Below are 15,102 nucleotides of genomic sequence, written 5' to 3' on the forward strand. Positions count from 1 at the left end.
TCCCCCTTCACGCCACGCACCTCACCCCTCCCACACCCACCACCCCCGCCTCGCCCCCAGCCGCCCCACCCCCACGCCACGCACACACCAAATCGCCCGATATGCACCCCACCCATGGCAGCCTGTCCGACGTCATCGCCCGTCGCTTCGAAGGTGAGCCCCATGACCACCCTCCACCACGAACACGCCTCCCACGCGCACACGCACGGCTCGGACTGCGGACACACCGAAGTGCCGCACGAGGACCACGTCGACTACGCGCACGACGGGCATCTGCACCGCGAGCACGAGGGCCACTGGGACGAATGCGAGTCCGGTGGACATGTCGCACACGAGGGGCACGAGCACCGGCACGGCCAGGACTGCGGACACGAGAGCGTCCTGCACGGCGATCACGTCGACTACCTGCACGACGGCCACCGGCACGCCGCCCACGAGGGCCACTGGGACGACCACTGATCCGACCGCAAAGAACTGATAAGCAAAAGAACCGATAAACACTGACAGGCACCACCGACAGCTCCCCGCCGCACCCGCGCGGGGAGCTGTCGGCCTATCGTGGGCCGGATCACGTTCACCGCGTTCCCCCTGGACGACATACCGACCAGTCGGCATGATGGTCGGTACCCGTTCCCGCGCGCGTAAGGAGCCCCGATGAGCCCCGACCATCCGCCAGGCCTCGATCTCGACCGGTTGCGCGGCCTGCTCGACCGCGAGCGGCCCGGCCTGGTGCAGGGCCCCCTGACCGGCCGGCTCATCGAGGGCGGCCGGTCGAACCTCACGTACGCGGTCTCGGACGGCACCCTGAAGTGGGTCGTACGGCGGCCCCCGCTGGGCCATGTCCTGGCCACCGCGCACGACATGAAGCGCGAGCACCGGGTCATCAGCGCCCTGCACCCCACGAACGTAGCCGTGCCGAACCCGGTTCTGCTGTGCGAGGACGAGGAGGTGCTCGGATCGCCGTTCTACGTCATGGAGTTCGTCGAGGGCACCCCGTACCGTACCGCCGACCAGCTCGCCCCCCTGGGCCCCGAGCGCACCCGCGACGCCGTGCTGTCCCTCGTCGACACCCTCGTCGAGCTGCACGCGGTGGATCCGGTGGAGGTCGGGCTCGCGGACTTCGGGCGCCCGGAGGGCTTCCTGGACCGCCAGCTGCGCCGCTGGGGCAAGCAGCTGGACGCCTCCCGCAACCGCGACCTGGCCGGCATCGACGAGCTGCACGCGGCTCTCGGCCGCCACCTGCCGCAGTCCCCCGCCGCCACCGTCGTGCACGGCGACTACCGGCTCGACAACGTCCTGATGGGCGACGACGACCGCATCAAGGCGATCCTCGACTGGGAGATGTCGACGCTCGGCGACCCGCTCACCGACCTGGGCCTGCTGGTGATGTACAGCCTGCCGCTCGGCATGCCCGACTCCCCCGTCTCCACGACGGCCGAGGCCCCGGGCCACCCGGAGCCGGCCGAACTGATCGCGCGGTACGCCGAGCGCTCGGGCCGGGACGTCTCGGCGGTGTCCTGGTACACGGCGTTCGCCTGGTTCAAGCTCGCCGTGATCCTGGAGGGCATCCACTACCGCTACACCCTGGGCCAGACGGTCGGCCGCGGTTTCGACCGCATCGGCGACCTCGTCCCGGTCTTCATCCAGCACGGTCTGACCACTCTTCACGACGGCATCCAGGAAGGCTGATCCGCATGGACTTCGCGTTCGACGCGCACACCGAGGAGCTGCGCGCCAAGCTGCTCGCCTTCATGGACGAGTACGTCTACCCGGCCGAGGCCGTCGCGGAGGAGCAGCGCGCCCAGCTGGCCTCGCCGTGGGACACCCCGGCCGTGGTCGAGGAGCTCAAGGCCGAGGCACGCAGGCAGGGACTGTGGAACCTCTTCCTGCCCGACCCCGCGTACGGCGCGGGGCTGACCAATCTCCAGTACGCCCCGCTCGCCGAGATCACCGGCCGCTCCCCGCAGCTCGCGCCCACCGCGCTGAACTGCGCGGCGCCCGACACCGGCAACATGGAGGTCCTGAGCCAGTTCGGCGACGAGCAGCAGAAGAAGCAGTGGCTGGAGCCGCTGCTGGCCGGTGAGATCCGCTCGGCGTTCGCGATGACCGAGCCGGAGGTGGCCTCCTCGGACGCCACGAACATCACGACGTACATCGAGCGGTCCCCGGAAGGCACAGACGAGTACGTCGTCACGGGCCGCAAGTGGTACATCTCCGGGGCGATGAACCCGGACTGCAAGATCTTCATCGTGATGGGCAAGACCGACCCGGACGGCGAGGACATCCGCCGCCAGCAGTCCATGATCCTGGTTCCCCGGGACACCCCGGGCGTCACGGTCAGGCGGGCGATGCAGGTCTTCGGCTACGAGGACCACTACCACGGCGGCCACGCCGAGGTGATCTTCGACCACGCGCGCGTACCCGCATCGAACCTGATCGGCGAGGAGGGCGGCGGTTTCGCCATCGCCCAGGCCCGCCTCGGCCCGGGCCGGATCCACCACTGCATGCGGCTGATCGGCATGGCCGAACGGGCGATCGAGCTGATGTGCCGGCGGGCCGTCTCCCGCACGGCCTTCGGCAAGGCGCTGGCCCAGCAGGGCGTGGTCCACAACTGGATCGCCGACGCGCGCGTGACCGTCGAGCAGCTGCGTCTGCTGGTCCTGAAGACGGCCTGGCTGATGGACACGGTCGGCAACAGGGGCGCCCACACCGAGATCCAGTCCATCAAGATCGCCACGCCCCGCGCGGTCGTCGACATCATCGACCGGGCCATCCAGCTGCACGGCGCGGGCGGCCTCAGCCAGGACTTCCCGCTCGCCGAGCTGTACGCCGGCGCCCGCACCCTGATGATCGCGGACGGGCCGGACGAGGTGCACCAGCGCTCGCTCGCCCGCCGCGAGCTGAAGAAGTACCTGTAGGAGGCGCGCTACGGCCGCAGGGCCCGCAGAAGGAGGTCGGCCAGATGGTCGGCCACCTCCTGCGGGCCCATCGGGCCGTCGGGGCGGTACCAGGTCGACAGGTGGTGGACGGAGCCGAAGTGGTAGTCCACGACGAGGTCGGCCGGGGTCGCCTTCGAGAAGACGCCCGCTTCCTGGCCCTCCTCGACTAGCGCGCGGAAGCGCTCGTGGTACTTGCGGCGCTCGGCCCGCACCTGCTTGTTCTTCTCCGGGCTCAGGTGGTGCATCGAGCGGAAGAAGATCATCGCGTCGTCGAGGTTCTCGATCGTGGTGACCACGACGTCCGCGGCAGCGGCCCGCAGCCGCTTCTCGATCGGCTCGTCGGCGTTCGCGAGCGCGTCGAGGCGCTCCTGCTGTACGCGCAGCACGCGCGCGTACACCTCGTGCAGGAGGTCGTCCTTGGAGCCGAAGTAGTGGTACAGCGCCCCCTTGGTGACGCCGGCCGCCTCGACGATCTCCTGCACGGAGGTGCGGTCGTAGCCCTGCTCGGCGAAGAGCCGGGTGGCGGCGGCCAGCAGCCGCTGCGGGACGGGCGTACCGTCTCCGTCCGTCGTCCTGGGCACTGTGCCGCCACCTGCCTTCCGAGAGGTCAATCGTTGTCGTGCGGTCGGGAACGGAGTTCCCGACGGAGGATCTTCCCACTGGCCGTCTTCGGCAACTCGGGCAGGATCTCCACCTGCCGCGGGTATTTGTAGGCCGCCAGTCTCTCCTTGCAGTACACGGCGAGCGCATCGGGGTCGGTTTCGGCACCCGGACGGAGGCTGATGTACGCCTTGACGGTCTCCCCGCGGTACCCGTCGGGCACCCCGACGACGGCCGCCTCGCGCACCGCGGGATGCGTGTACAGCACGTCCTCGACCTCGCGCGGCCACACCTTGAAGCCGGACGCGTTGATCATGTCCTTCTTGCGGTCGACGACGTACAGCCAGCCCTCGGGGTCCATGAACCCGATGTCCCCGGTGCGCAGCTCGCCGTCCGGGAAGGTCTCGGCGGTCGCGTCGGGACGGCGCCAGTAGCCGGGCACGACCTGGGGACCGCGCACGACGATCTCGCCCTGCTCCCCGAAGGGCACCTCGACGCCCTGGTCGTCGACGATCCGAACGACCGTCTCAGGCCCCGGCACGCCCACGGCGAGCGTCCCGGACACCGGGTCGACCGGCGCCTCCCGCTCCGGCGGTACGGAGGCACACGGCGCGGAGCACTCGGTGAGCCCGTAGCCGTTGCGGATGTACGGTCCGAAACCGGCCCGGAACTTCTCCACCAGGGCGGGCGGCAGCGGGGCACCGCCCGAGGAGATGTTGACGAAGGACGAGAAGTGCTCGCGGGTGACGTCCGGGTGGGCGGCCAGCGCCATGAACGCGGTCGACGGGCCGACCGTGTAGTGCGGCCGGTGTTCGGCGAAGGCGTCCAGGACCACGCCCGCCTCGAAGCGGTAGGTCAGCACGAGCGTGCCCACGCTGTTCAGACACGCCCCGAGCTGGCAGACCATGCCGGTGATGTGGAACAGGGGCGCCAGGGCGTAGTACACGGGCCCCTCGGGCAGGCCGAGCCCGGTCCGCTGCCGCTCGGCGTTGTACATGATGTTGCCGTGTGTGTTGGTGGCGCCCTTGGGTGTGCCGCTGGTGCCGGAGGTGTAGCTGATCAGCGCGATGTCGGAGGGGGTGACGTCCCGTCCCTCGGGCGCCTTGTGCCCGGCCCGCGCGACCGCGACCAGGTCGTCGGCGTCCTCGGCCTGCGGGAGCCGCTCGAAGGTGAGCACGCGCGCGTCCCCGCGGGTCTGGAAGTCCAGCTCGCACCCGGTGAGCACGATCCGCACCGGCGAGTCGGCCGCCGTCTCGCGCAGATACGACTCCCAGGCCCGGTCGGAGCAGATCAGCGCGGCCACCCCGCCGTCCCCGAGGACATGGCCGACCTCCCCCGACTTGTACATGGGGTTGACGGGCACGACGACCGCGCCCGCCTTCCAGGCACCGAGCAGGGCGAGCACGAACAGGGGCGAGTTCTGGAGCAGGATCGCCACCCGGTCCCCGCGCTCCAGGCCGCGCGCGGCCAGGTGCCCGGCTACGGAGTCGCTGAGCTCGTCGACCTCGCGGTAGCCGAGCCGCCCGTCGAAGTAGGCGAGGAAGGGCCGCTCCGGCGCCTCGGCGGCGGCCCGCCGCAGGGCGTGCACCAGGGAGTCGTCGGGCTCGACCGGACCGCGCTGGGCCTCGCTGAGCAGCCCCAGCCAGGGCTTGGCGGCGTACCGGGACTCGCTCATCGGACCTCCTCCCACTTGCGCTGGAGGTGGTTCATGCCGGCCAGCCAGCGGTCGGGCTCGGCGGCCCGCGCCTGGTAGTACTCGGCGACCTCCGGATGCGGCAGGATCAGGAACCGGTCCTCCTCGATCCCCCGGAACAGGGCCTCGGCCACATCCTCCGGCTCGACGGCGGTCGGCTTGAGCACCAGGTCACCCGCGGTCCCGGTGGCCGCGAGCATGTCGGTGCGCACTCCCTGCGGACAGATCGCGTGCACCTTGATCCCGCGGTGCCGGTACGTCAGCGACAGGTACTCGGCGAAGGCGAGCGCCCCGTGCTTGGTGACGGCGTAGGGAGCGGCCCCGATCATCGTCAGCAGCCCGGCGGCGGAGACGGTCGACACGAACCGCCCGCTGCCCCGCTCCAGCCACCCGGGAAGCAGCGCGTGGGCGGCCCGGACATGGGCCATGACGTTCACGTCCCAGGAAGTGGCCCAGCCGGTCTCGTCGAGCGGCTCGTCGGCGTTCCCGCCCCCGAAGGCGACACCGGCGTTGGCGCAGTAGACGTCGACGACGCCGTTCAGGGCGTCACGAGCCTCGGCGACGACGGACGAGGCGTCCCCGGCGACGGCGATCCCTCCGACCTCCTCGGCGACGGCCTTGGCCCGCCCGGCATCGAGGTCATTGACGACGACCCGGGCCCCCTCCGCAGCGAACCGCCGCGCAAGCGCGGCCCCGATGCCACCTCCCGCCCCGGTCACAACCACTCCGGCACCCTGCAGGGCTTCCACCATCGGTCTCCTTCGACTCCGGCTCGACTGCAGGCCCAGACTAACCGGTCGGTATGTTGAAGGAAAGGGTGAGCGAAACCTCCCCACGACCCGCGGCAGCGCCTACCGTGCACCTCATGCGCCTATCCAGACGAACCCTGCTGGCAGCAGCAACGGCAACGGCGTCACTGACCCCCACAGCACCCGCCCAGGCAGCGCACCCTCACCGGCGAACCGGTTTCGAGAACCTGGCCGCATCCGGATACGCCCAGCTCAGCGGCCAGCGTATCGGCATCGTCACCAACCCCACCGGCGTCACCCGGGACGTCCAGCACATCGTCGACGTGATGCACGCCGACGAAAGAGTGAACGTAGGGGCCGTCTTCGGCCCCGAACACGGCTTCCGGGGCACCGCGCAGGCGGGCGGCTCCGAGGGCCGCTACGACGACCCCGCGACCGGCCTCCCCGTCTACGACACCTACCTCAAGAGCGGCAGGCCCCTCGCCGACATCTTCACCGCCTCCGGCGTGGACACGATCGTCTTCGACATCCAGGACGTGGGCGCCCGCTTCTACACGTACATCTGGACCCTGTACGACTGCATGGAGGCGGCCCAGCTCGCGGGAAAGCGCTTCGTCGTCCTGGACCGCCCGAACCCGGTCACCGGCCGCGCGGCCCAGGGCCCGGTCCTGCACAGGGAGTTCGCGACCTTCGTGGGCCGACAGCCCATCGCCCAGGCGCATGGCATGACCGTCGCGGAGCTGGCCCGTCTCTTCAACGGCGAGTTCCTCACCACCCCGGTCCCCTGGACACGGTCCTGATGACGGGCTGGAAGCGCTCGGAGTTCTACGACGCCTGGAACCTCCCCTGGGTCCCCCCGAGCCCGAACATGCCGACCCCCGACACCGCCCTGGTGTACTCCGGTACCTGTCTCTTCGAGGGCACGAACCTCTCGGAGGGCCGCGGCACCACCCGCCCCTTCGAACTACTCGGCGCTGAGGGCCTGGACGGCCGCTGGGCCGCCGCCGCGAACGAACTCGGCCTGCCCGGCGTGCACTTCAGGGAGGCCTACTTCGCGCCGACGTTCTCCAAGTTCCAGGGGAAGACGATCGGCGGCGTCCAGATCCACGTCCACGACAGGTCCGCGTACGACCCCGTCCGCACCGGCATCGCCCTGCTCGTGACCGCCAAGCGGACCTGGTCCGGGTTCGCCTGGCGTGCGGACAACTGGATCGACAAGCTCACCGGTTCCACCCGGGTCCGCACGATGGTCGATGCCGGTGCCACCGCCGACGAGGTCGTGGCGGGCTGGCGCGAGGAGCTGAGCACGTTCCGGCGGATTCGAAAGAACTACCTCCTCTACGGATGAGCCGTGGAGTATGGCCAACCTCGCCCGGTAGCAGGACGATGCGCACCACTGCGGGGGACGAGGGGGTCGGTGATGGCGGATCCGGCGATGAGTGTGACGCCGTACTGGGAGCTGACGTTCGACGCGGACGGGGACCCGGACACCGGCCGGCGGGACCGGCTGCTCGCGGAGGTGGTGGACCGGGGCGTCGAGGACCTGGTCGTCTTCTCGCACGGCTGGAACAGCGACCGCTCGGGGGCGACCCGGCTCTACAGCCACTTCTTCGCCCCGTTCCCGGAACTCGCGCCGACCGCGAGGCTCGGTTACGTGGGGGTCGTATGGCCGTCGATGCGGTTCTCGGACGAGCCGATCCCGGACTTCCCGCGGGCGGTGGCCGCCGAGATGCCGCCGCGTCCGGTGCTCGACAAGGACACCCGGCACGCGCTGCTCGAGACATTCCCGGGCCGGGCCACCGTGATCGACCAGTTGGCCCGGATGCTGGACCAACAGCCTCGCGACGAAGCCGCGTTGGAGGAGTTCGGACGGCTGGTGCGCCTGCTGGTGGAGGTCGTGCCGCCGGGGCCGCAGGCGTGGTTCGCGGCGGACACTCTGGCGGAGGGGGTGCCGCAGGACGAGCCGGAGATCCTCGCCGGACCCGCGGCCGCCGTGTGCGAGGAGTTCGCGCAGGTCCTTGCCGGTCTCGAATCCCCCCAGGGCGCACAGGAGTTCACGATTCCCAACCCGTGGGACGGGGCGCACGAACTGCTGCGGCAGGGGACGTACTACGCGATGAAGCGGCGCGCGGGGACCGTCGGCGAGCGGGGACTCGGCCGGGTGGTGGGGCAGCTCGCGGAGGTGGCGCCCAACATGCGGGTGCACCTCGTGGGGCACAGCTTCGGTGGCCGGCTGGTGTCGTTCGCGCTGCGCGGGCTGCCTGAGGGGGTGCGGACGGTCAAGTCCGTCACGCTGCTCCAAGGCGCTTTCTCGCACTACGCGTTCGCGACCCGGCTGCCGCACGACGCGCGGGCCGGAGGGGTGCTCCAGGGGCAGCAGAACCGGGTCGACGGGCCGCTCGTGTGCTGTTTCTCCAGCCATGACTCGGCACTCGGCACGCTGTATCCGCTGGCCTCGCGGATGGCGGGCGACGCGCAGGGGGTCGCGGCCTTCGGCATCGGCCGGATGCTGGGCGACAAGTGGGGCGCGATGGGACACGACGGCGTACAGGCGGTGCCGGGCACGGTGTCCCTGAGGCTCGCCGACGCCCTCAAGAAGCTGCCCGTGAAGGGCTGCGTGAACGTCGACGCGGCGGCCGTCGTCAGACGCGGTGGACCGCCCGCGGGCGCGCACAGCGACATCTGCCACCGTGAGCTGGCCCGACTGGTGCTGGCGGCGGGCCGTATCCAGTGACCCGCCGCCAACAGCCGTACCGCTGCCGGTGCTTCTCCAGGTGCTTCTACCGGTGCGAGGTGAACTCGACCACCTGCTGGAAGGTCGGACGGTTCTGCCAGCTGATGTTGTAGTGCTTGATGCCGCCCAAGGTGCGCTGCACGATCGAGTCGGCGCACCACTGGTCGCCCGCCGAGCACAGGTCGTCGCCGGGGTAGACCTGGGCCGCGGTCTTGCCGGCCGCGGTCTTCAGGGTGCTGATCAGGATGTCCCGGCAGGCGCTGAGGCTGCCCCCGCCGCAGTACTTGTCGGCCAGCGGGCCCTGCACGCTCTCACCGAGCACCGCGCGGACGTCCTTGTCGACATAGCTCCACCAGCCGAACTGGAAGGAGCTGCCCGCGTGGGCGCCGGTGGGGCCGTGCGCGGCCGACGGGGACTCGTCGACGGGCAGGTTGGACTGCATGGCGGTGTACAGGCTCGTGCCGAGGCCCGGTTCGAAGATGCCCTTCGCCAGCAGCGGCCACCACGCGTCCAGGATGCGGATGGCGTCGGTGTCGGCGTACTTCTTCGAACCGGCCGAGGTCTCGGTGCGCTTGCCGCCCGCCGTCAGCCACGCCTGGAGCTTGCTGACCGCGGCCGCGGCCGTGGAGTCGGTGACCGTCGAGCTGTTGACCACCTTGAGCAGATCCGGGAGGACGTCCTCCGCGCGCAGGTCGGCGAGGGACGCGTCCGCCATGGCCTTCACCAGCGAGGCCCGGGTGACCCCGCCCGCCGCGACCAGCTTCTTGACCCGGTCCTCCAGCAGGTTGCCACGGTGCACGGACCCGTCGCCCCAGGACGCGGTCGTGTAGTCCTTGGCCTGCTTGTTGTTCCAGGAGATGTAGTAGTCCTGGTCGATCGAGTTGGGGTGCGCGGAGGCGGGCGTGTAGTCGGCTGTGTTCGTGGTCGGGTTCCAGTTCTTCCACTCGTACGCCGCCTGCGCCCACACCGGGAACTCGGCGTCGACGCCGGACGCGCGCACCGGGTTGTTCCCGCTGTTGTAGTACGCGGTGTGCGTGGAGTCGGCGTAGAACCAGTTGAAGGTGTAGTTGATGTGCTGCACCGCGCTCTGGAAGGTCTGCGGGCTCTTGACGTAGTCCGGGTCGTTCAGCATCTGGAAGCCGATGATCGAGTCGGCCTCGTGCATGAAGGAGGAGCGCAGGGTGGTGTAGGCGACCTTCTTGCCGCCGACGGTCGCCCGGTACTCGACCGGCCCGTACTTCGTGCGCCAGACCCTCATCGTGTACGACCCCGCGGCGGTGCTGTCGGCCGTGGTCGGGGCCCAGGAGTTCTTCTGCTCGATCTTGTCCATGGCCGTGCAGGTGCCGTGGTACAGGTAGTGGTAGTCGTCCTGGCACAGCTCGACGGCGTAGGTGTCGATGATGTCCTGGCCGGAGGTCGTGGCGGACCACGAGTAGTCCTGGCCGCGGCCGAGTTCGACGTACATGCTCAGGCCCGCGAAGGAGGCACCCCGGGCGCTGATGCCCGGGCCCTGGATCTCCTGGAGCATGAGGAGCTGGGGGGCGAAGTAGCCGGTCTGCGGTCCGAAGACGGCGACGGGGTGGCCGCTGGCGGTGTACTTGCCGCTCACCACAAGGGCGTTGGACATGCCGCGCTTTGCGGAGGTGAGGGCGTTCGCGGTCGCCGTGGCGGAGGCCGCGCTCGCGCTCTGGTCGGCGCCGGTGCCCGTGGGGTCGTAGACCAGGGGCTCGGTGGTCACCGAACCGGCGTCGGGCAACGCCTCGCCCTGCGCGTTCGCGGGCTTGGTGGCGTACGGGAAGCTCTCGCCGTTGTGGACGGTGAGGACGGCCTCGGGGTCGTTGCGCTCCCGGAAGGACTCCCAGACCTCGGTGCCCTTCGTCACGCCGTAGTGCTCCTGGGCGGCCATCAGCGAGATCGCGTTGTTGACCTCGCCGCCGCCCCCGGAACCGAACAGGGAGCCGATGACGGAGGCCAGCGCGACCAGGTCGGTGATCTTGAAGTGGTCGATGGTGCCGGCGTTGGTGACCGAGTCCTTGTGTCCGGTCAGGACGTACTCGCCCGGGAAGTAGCGGCCGCTGTCGGAGGCGTCGATGTAGGAGTTGATGCCGGCGAGATAGGCGTTGGCGTCGGCGAGGGCCTGCTGGCCGCGGGCGCCGTTGGACGCGACCGCGTTGTCGATCTGCGCCTGGAGGTCGGCCTCGCTGTAGGGCGCGTTGCGCCAGAACTGCTGCTCCAGGCCCTGGTTGGAGGCGGCGCCGCCCGCGAAGGCGGTCAGCTGGCCGCGGCCCACGTGCCGGAAGACGTCCATGAGCCACAGCCGGTCCTGTGCGGCCGCATAGCCCGCGCCGAACTCGGTGCCGTATCTGGTGGTACCGGTGATGTGCGGTACGCCCGTCTTCTTGTCACGGACGATCGTCACGTCGGTGCGGCCCGCGGGACTCAGGGTGGAGGCGACTTGGTCGGAGGCGACTCCGAAAGACGCGTCGTTGAAGAACGTGTTGATCGTGGAACTGGTGAGCGAGGGGTACCCCTTGGCCAGGTTGGCGTAGGGGCCGAGCTGGTCCTCGGCGTGGTCGGGCTGGGTGCCGAAGGCCTGGTTGAGGAGGACCTGCGCGAGGGTGGCGTTGCCGTTCTCGCCGGGCGGCAGGATGTCGGAACACTGGCCGCCGCAGTAGTCGTTGGCCGCCGTGGTCTCGGCTGCGGACGCCGTCTGGGCAAGCGGGGACAAAAGACCGGCAATCAGGACGCATATGGATGCGGACTTCAGGAACCCGGTGAGTCTGCCGGGAGTTCTCAGTCTGTCGAGTGCGGTGCGTGAGGTGCGCCGTGGCATGGCAGCTCCAACCGACGGGGGGTGTGGCCGGACGTTACCGCCGGTATCCCCGGGATTGAAGATGAACATGCGTCAAGTTTTGGCAGGGGTTCTCGAGCTTATGGGGGGCATCGGAAATCGGATGGAGCCAAATCGCTTGTCGATACGTCTATTCGGCAACGCCGCGGGAAGTCCGTGCGGCGACGCCGAAGTGACCGAAGTACAGGTGCAGGTGTGACGGAGGTGCAGGGCGATGGCCGGTTTCCGGAGTCTGGCGAGACAGGTGCGGGATCCGCGGTGCGATCTGGCGCTTAGGCGCTACTCGCTGCGCAAGTGCCTTGAGCGGTTCGCTCCCTACGGGCACAGGGCGACCTGGGACCACTTGTGCTCCCGGGCGGGATTCGGTCCCGAGGACCGCTCCCCCGATCCGGCGCGGCTCGTGGCCGCACTGGAGGAACTGGAGGAGGCGCGTTCGGTCTGGCTGGCCTACGAGGTCGAGTTCGCCGAGCGGCGCAAGAAGGAGAAGCACGACGGGTTGCGCAGGCCGGGCAGTGTGGACGACTGGCACCGGCTGACCTGGGGCGGGTTCGGAGTCGCGTGGTGCGACGACCCCCGGGTGCACCCCGATGACTCGTTGGCCGAGGTGCTGCGCAGGCTGATCTCCGCGCTGGAGCGCGAACCGGGCGCGGTGTGCCCGGTGTGCGACGGGGAGCGGCTCGTCTGGAAGTACGAACTGGACCACGAACCCTCGACCGGTCCGGTCTGCGTGGACTGCGGAATCCTGGTGCCGCGGCCCGTGCTCACCCCCGAGGCCCTGGCGGACGCCAGGCGCGGACGGTTGCTGATGTCGGCCTAGAGCGTACGAGCGCACCGGGGGTGCGCCGGGGATGCCGCACCCCCTGTTTGACAGGGTCGAACTGTCGGTGCCGCCTGGCACCATCGAGGAATGGTGCAGGTGTGTCTCAACGGCCCGCGCGGGGCCGCCGACGGTGCGGCGGTGCCGCTCACGCCCGAGTCGATGGCGCAGGCGGCGGCCGAGGCCGTCGCGGCGGGCGCCACGGACATCCATGTCCACCCCAAGACGCCGTGTGGGCGGGACAGTCTGTCGCCGCGAGTGGTCGCGGCGACTCTTGAGGCGATCCGTGCGCGGGTGTCGGTCCCGGTCGGTGTGACCACCGGCGCCTGGGCCGAACCGGACCCCGCGGCCCGGCTCGCCCGTGTCCGGGCCTGGAGAGTGCTCCCCGACCACGCCTCGGTGAACTGGCACGAGCCGGGCGCCGAGGAGACCGCCGCCGCCCTGATCGACCTGGGAGTCGGTGTGGAGGCCGGTATCTGGTCGGGCACGGACGCGGCGGCGCGGTTCGCGATGTCACCGCTCGGACCAAAGGTGTTGCGTGTCCTCGCGGAAGTGACGGACACCGACACGCCCGAGGCCGCCGCGCACACACTCCTCGCCGGACTCGGCCCGGCACACGGCCGCCCCGTCCTGCTGCACGGCGAGGACGCCGGCGCCTGGCCGGTACTGCGGCTGGCCGGGCGGCTGGGCCTCGCGACCCGGATGGGCCTGGAGGACACGCTGTTCCTGCCGGACGGTGAACGGGCCGTGTCCAACGCTCAGTTGGTGGCCGAGGCACTGGTCCAGTTCGGGTGGTCCCAGCGCTCGTCGTAGGGCAGGCCGAGGAGTTCGGCCCGCAGCGCCAACTCGGGCTCGTTCCGGGCACGGAGACCGGTGGGCGCGTGGGCCGCCAGCCAGGACTGGAGCTCGGCGACAAGGGAGGGCTCGTCGCGGGGGTACCACCAGTGGAACGGCGAGTCGTCGGTGATCAGGTCGAACATCCAGGCCCTCGCACAGGTGACGAGATGCGCCTCGGTGCCCGGCTGCGTCCGCAGCCGGTCCAGGAACGGCGTCAGGTCGCCCAGGATCGTGGCGCAGGTCTCGAACACCTCATGGACCCGATACGGCGGCTCGGGCGTCGTGAGTGTGTCGCCCCACCACGCGTGCAGGAACGTTTCGACGGCTGCCGCCTGCTCGGGCGGCCAGGCCCGCCAGTCCACCCGGCTCAGCCCGTGCTCCCCCCAGCCGATGCCGTCCATGCTGCCGTCGGCCATGGCGTGCGCCGTCTGCGGCAGGAGACGGCGCATCACCGCCGCGTGATCCACGAAGTGATCGGGGCCCTCGAAGACGAACCGGCGGACCAGATCGTCGGGCACCCGCGTGTACGGCGTACGCAGAAAAGCCGTCTCCTCGGGGAGGTAACACCGCTTGCAGCCGGTCTCGGTGGGGCTGGCGAAGCCGCTGAACACGGTGTCGATGTCCGCGAGGGCCACGTCAAGGGCCTTTGATGTCATGGGAGTTGGTCCCGTCAGGACTCCGGGCGCGGTGTTGCCGCCGACCGAAGATCGCGACGCTACCAGGCGCCGGGGAGGGACACCAGCGGTTTACGGTGACGCCTGGCACCGACGGGGACACATGCCGTACGGCTCAGCGGCAGTCGTCCGCCGTCTCCTGCCGTTCCGGACCCCGGCGCCCGTCCTTCTGCGAGCCTGCGCCCCGCTCCACCAGCAGCCGCGACCCGGTCAGCCGGTCACCGAAGATGTCGTCCGGATTGGACAGGACGCAGGTGTCCAGGGAGAGACAGCCGCAGCCGATGCAGTCGGTGAGGTGGTCGCGGAGCCGGTTCAACTGCTTGATGCGTTCGTCGAGTTCGGAGCGCCAGGCCTCGGAGAGGCGGGCCCAGTCCTCGCGGGTGGGGGTGCGTTCCTCGGGGAGCTCGGAGAGGGCGTCACGGATCGTGGCCAGGGGGATGCCGACGCGCTGTGCGGCCCGCACGAAGGCGACCCGGCGCAGCGCGTCACGGGAGTAGCGGCGCTGGTTGCCCGTGGTGCGGCGGCTGCTGATCAGGCCCTTGGACTCGTAGAAGTGCAGGGCGGAGACGGCGGCGCCGCTGCGGGCGGCGAGCTGGCCGACCGTGAGTTCATGGATCTTCTCGGGAATCTGGGGCACCCCTCGAACCCTACCCATGCCGTCACCCTCGCGGTCCGTTGACAGAGGCTTCCGAGCCGACCATGCTAAGCAGTCGCTTAGACATCATGTGGCGAGGAGGCCGGGACATGGCAGAGCCGAGGATCTTCACGGGTGCGGACGACCTGAAGGCGGCGGTGGGCGAGAAGCTGGGGTACACCGACTGGCTGGAGGTCGACCAGAAGCGCATCGACCTGTTCGCGGACGCCACGGGTGACCATCAGTGGATCCATGTCGACCCGGAGAAGGCCGCCGGGGGGCCCTTCGGCACCACGATCGCGCACGGCTACCTCACCCTGTCCCTGCTGCCGTTGTTCGGACCGCAGCTGATCAAGGTCGAGGGCGTGAAGATGGGCGTCAACTACGGGACGAACAAGGTGCGTTTCCCCGCGCCGGTCCCGGTGGGCTCCCGCCTGCGGGCCACCGCGCAGATCACCGGCGTCGACGACGTGGCGGGCGGTGTCCAGGTCACCGTCGCCTTCAGCGTGGAGCGCGAGGGCGGCGACAAGCCGGTGTGTGTCGCGGAGTCGGTGTCCCGGTACTACCTGTAGGC

Annotated in this window: 13 protein-coding genes and 1 pseudogene; 8 read left to right on the forward strand and 6 right to left on the reverse strand. The window is 70.2% G+C overall.

The features are described from left to right. Nucleotides 1–162 precede the first annotated feature (162 nt). The 3 genes from ABZT93_RS07430 to ABZT93_RS07440 all read left to right on the forward strand — a co-directional run bounded on the left by ABZT93_RS07430 (nucleotide 163) and on the right by ABZT93_RS07440 (nucleotide 2,918). The gene (locus ABZT93_RS07430; RefSeq protein WP_356100335.1) at nucleotides 163–459 is read left to right on the forward strand and encodes a hypothetical protein; all 297 of its coding nucleotides are present in this window, start codon (nucleotides 163–165) and stop codon (nucleotides 457–459) included. Between the two features lie 195 nt (nucleotides 460–654). Beyond that, nucleotides 655–1,689 (forward strand): phosphotransferase family protein, encoded by a 1,035-nt coding sequence (locus ABZT93_RS07435; RefSeq protein WP_356100338.1) that lies wholly within the window; start codon nucleotides 655–657, stop codon nucleotides 1,687–1,689. 5 nt (nucleotides 1,690–1,694) lie between these two features. Next, the gene (locus ABZT93_RS07440; RefSeq protein ID WP_356100341.1) at nucleotides 1,695–2,918 is read left to right on the forward strand and encodes an acyl-CoA dehydrogenase family protein; all 1,224 of its coding nucleotides are present in this window, start codon (nucleotides 1,695–1,697) and stop codon (nucleotides 2,916–2,918) included. Between the two features lie 8 nt (nucleotides 2,919–2,926). Here ABZT93_RS07440 and ABZT93_RS07445 read toward each other — a convergent pair whose 3' ends face one another. From ABZT93_RS07445 to ABZT93_RS07455, 3 genes are read right to left on the reverse strand one after another with little or no spacing between them, the layout of a single operon-like run. Next, on the reverse strand, nucleotides 2,927–3,520 hold the full coding sequence (locus ABZT93_RS07445; protein WP_031043591.1) for a TetR/AcrR family transcriptional regulator: 594 nt from the start codon (nucleotides 3,518–3,520) through the stop codon (nucleotides 2,927–2,929). Nucleotides 3,521–3,546: 26 nt separating this feature from the next. Further along, on the reverse strand, nucleotides 3,547–5,214 hold the full coding sequence (locus tag ABZT93_RS07450; protein WP_356100344.1) for an AMP-binding protein: 1,668 nt from the start codon (nucleotides 5,212–5,214) through the stop codon (nucleotides 3,547–3,549). Beyond that, a complete protein-coding gene (locus tag ABZT93_RS07455; RefSeq protein WP_356100347.1) occupies nucleotides 5,211–5,984 on the reverse strand; it encodes an SDR family NAD(P)-dependent oxidoreductase in 774 nt (257 codons plus the stop codon). Before ABZT93_RS07455 ends, ABZT93_RS07450 begins: the two co-directional genes overlap by 4 nt. Nucleotides 5,985–6,097: 113 nt before the next feature. Here ABZT93_RS07455 and ABZT93_RS07460 point away from each other — a divergent pair. Then, a pseudogene (locus ABZT93_RS07460) lies at nucleotides 6,098–7,329 on the forward strand (DUF1343 domain-containing protein). Between the two features lie 72 nt (nucleotides 7,330–7,401). Beyond that, nucleotides 7,402–8,715, forward strand: a complete 1,314-nt coding sequence (locus ABZT93_RS07465) for a serine-threonine protein kinase (protein WP_356100350.1) — start codon at nucleotides 7,402–7,404, stop codon at nucleotides 8,713–8,715. Nucleotides 8,716–8,761: 46 nt separating this feature from the next. Here ABZT93_RS07465 and ABZT93_RS07470 read toward each other — a convergent pair whose 3' ends face one another. Then, nucleotides 8,762–11,548 carry a penicillin acylase family protein gene (locus tag ABZT93_RS07470; protein ID WP_356100353.1) on the reverse strand — a complete coding sequence of 929 codons (2,787 nt, stop codon included), beginning with the start codon at nucleotides 11,546–11,548 and terminating at the stop codon, nucleotides 8,762–8,764. A 232-nt stretch (nucleotides 11,549–11,780) separates the two neighbouring features. Between ABZT93_RS07470 and ABZT93_RS07475 the strand changes: the two genes are divergently transcribed. After that, complete coding sequence (locus ABZT93_RS07475; RefSeq protein ID WP_031043581.1) at nucleotides 11,781–12,383, forward strand: hypothetical protein; 603 nt, start codon at nucleotides 11,781–11,783, stop codon at nucleotides 12,381–12,383. 90 nt (nucleotides 12,384–12,473) lie between these two features. Then, nucleotides 12,474–13,196, forward strand: a complete 723-nt coding sequence (locus ABZT93_RS07480) for a 3-keto-5-aminohexanoate cleavage protein (RefSeq protein ID WP_356100356.1) — start codon at nucleotides 12,474–12,476, stop codon at nucleotides 13,194–13,196. Here the strand turns inward: ABZT93_RS07480 and ABZT93_RS07485 are convergent. Continuing rightward, a complete protein-coding gene (locus ABZT93_RS07485) occupies nucleotides 13,142–13,876 on the reverse strand; it encodes a hypothetical protein (protein ID WP_356100359.1) in 735 nt (244 codons plus the stop codon). The genes ABZT93_RS07480 and ABZT93_RS07485 overlap by 55 nt on opposite strands. Nucleotides 13,877–14,009: 133 nt before the next feature. Next, on the reverse strand, nucleotides 14,010–14,531 hold the full coding sequence (soxR, locus tag ABZT93_RS07490) for a redox-sensitive transcriptional activator SoxR (RefSeq protein WP_356100362.1): 522 nt from the start codon (nucleotides 14,529–14,531) through the stop codon (nucleotides 14,010–14,012). A gap of 107 nt (nucleotides 14,532–14,638) precedes the next feature. Here soxR and ABZT93_RS07495 point away from each other — a divergent pair, with 107 nt between their 5' ends. Continuing rightward, complete coding sequence (locus ABZT93_RS07495; RefSeq protein WP_356100365.1) at nucleotides 14,639–15,100, forward strand: MaoC family dehydratase; 462 nt, start codon at nucleotides 14,639–14,641, stop codon at nucleotides 15,098–15,100. The last annotated feature ends 2 nt before the right edge of the window (nucleotides 15,101–15,102 follow it).

Origin of the sequence: Streptomyces sp. NPDC005303 (assembly GCF_040607335.1) — a bacterium.
Lineage (GTDB): Bacteria > Actinomycetota > Actinomycetes > Streptomycetales > Streptomycetaceae > Streptomyces.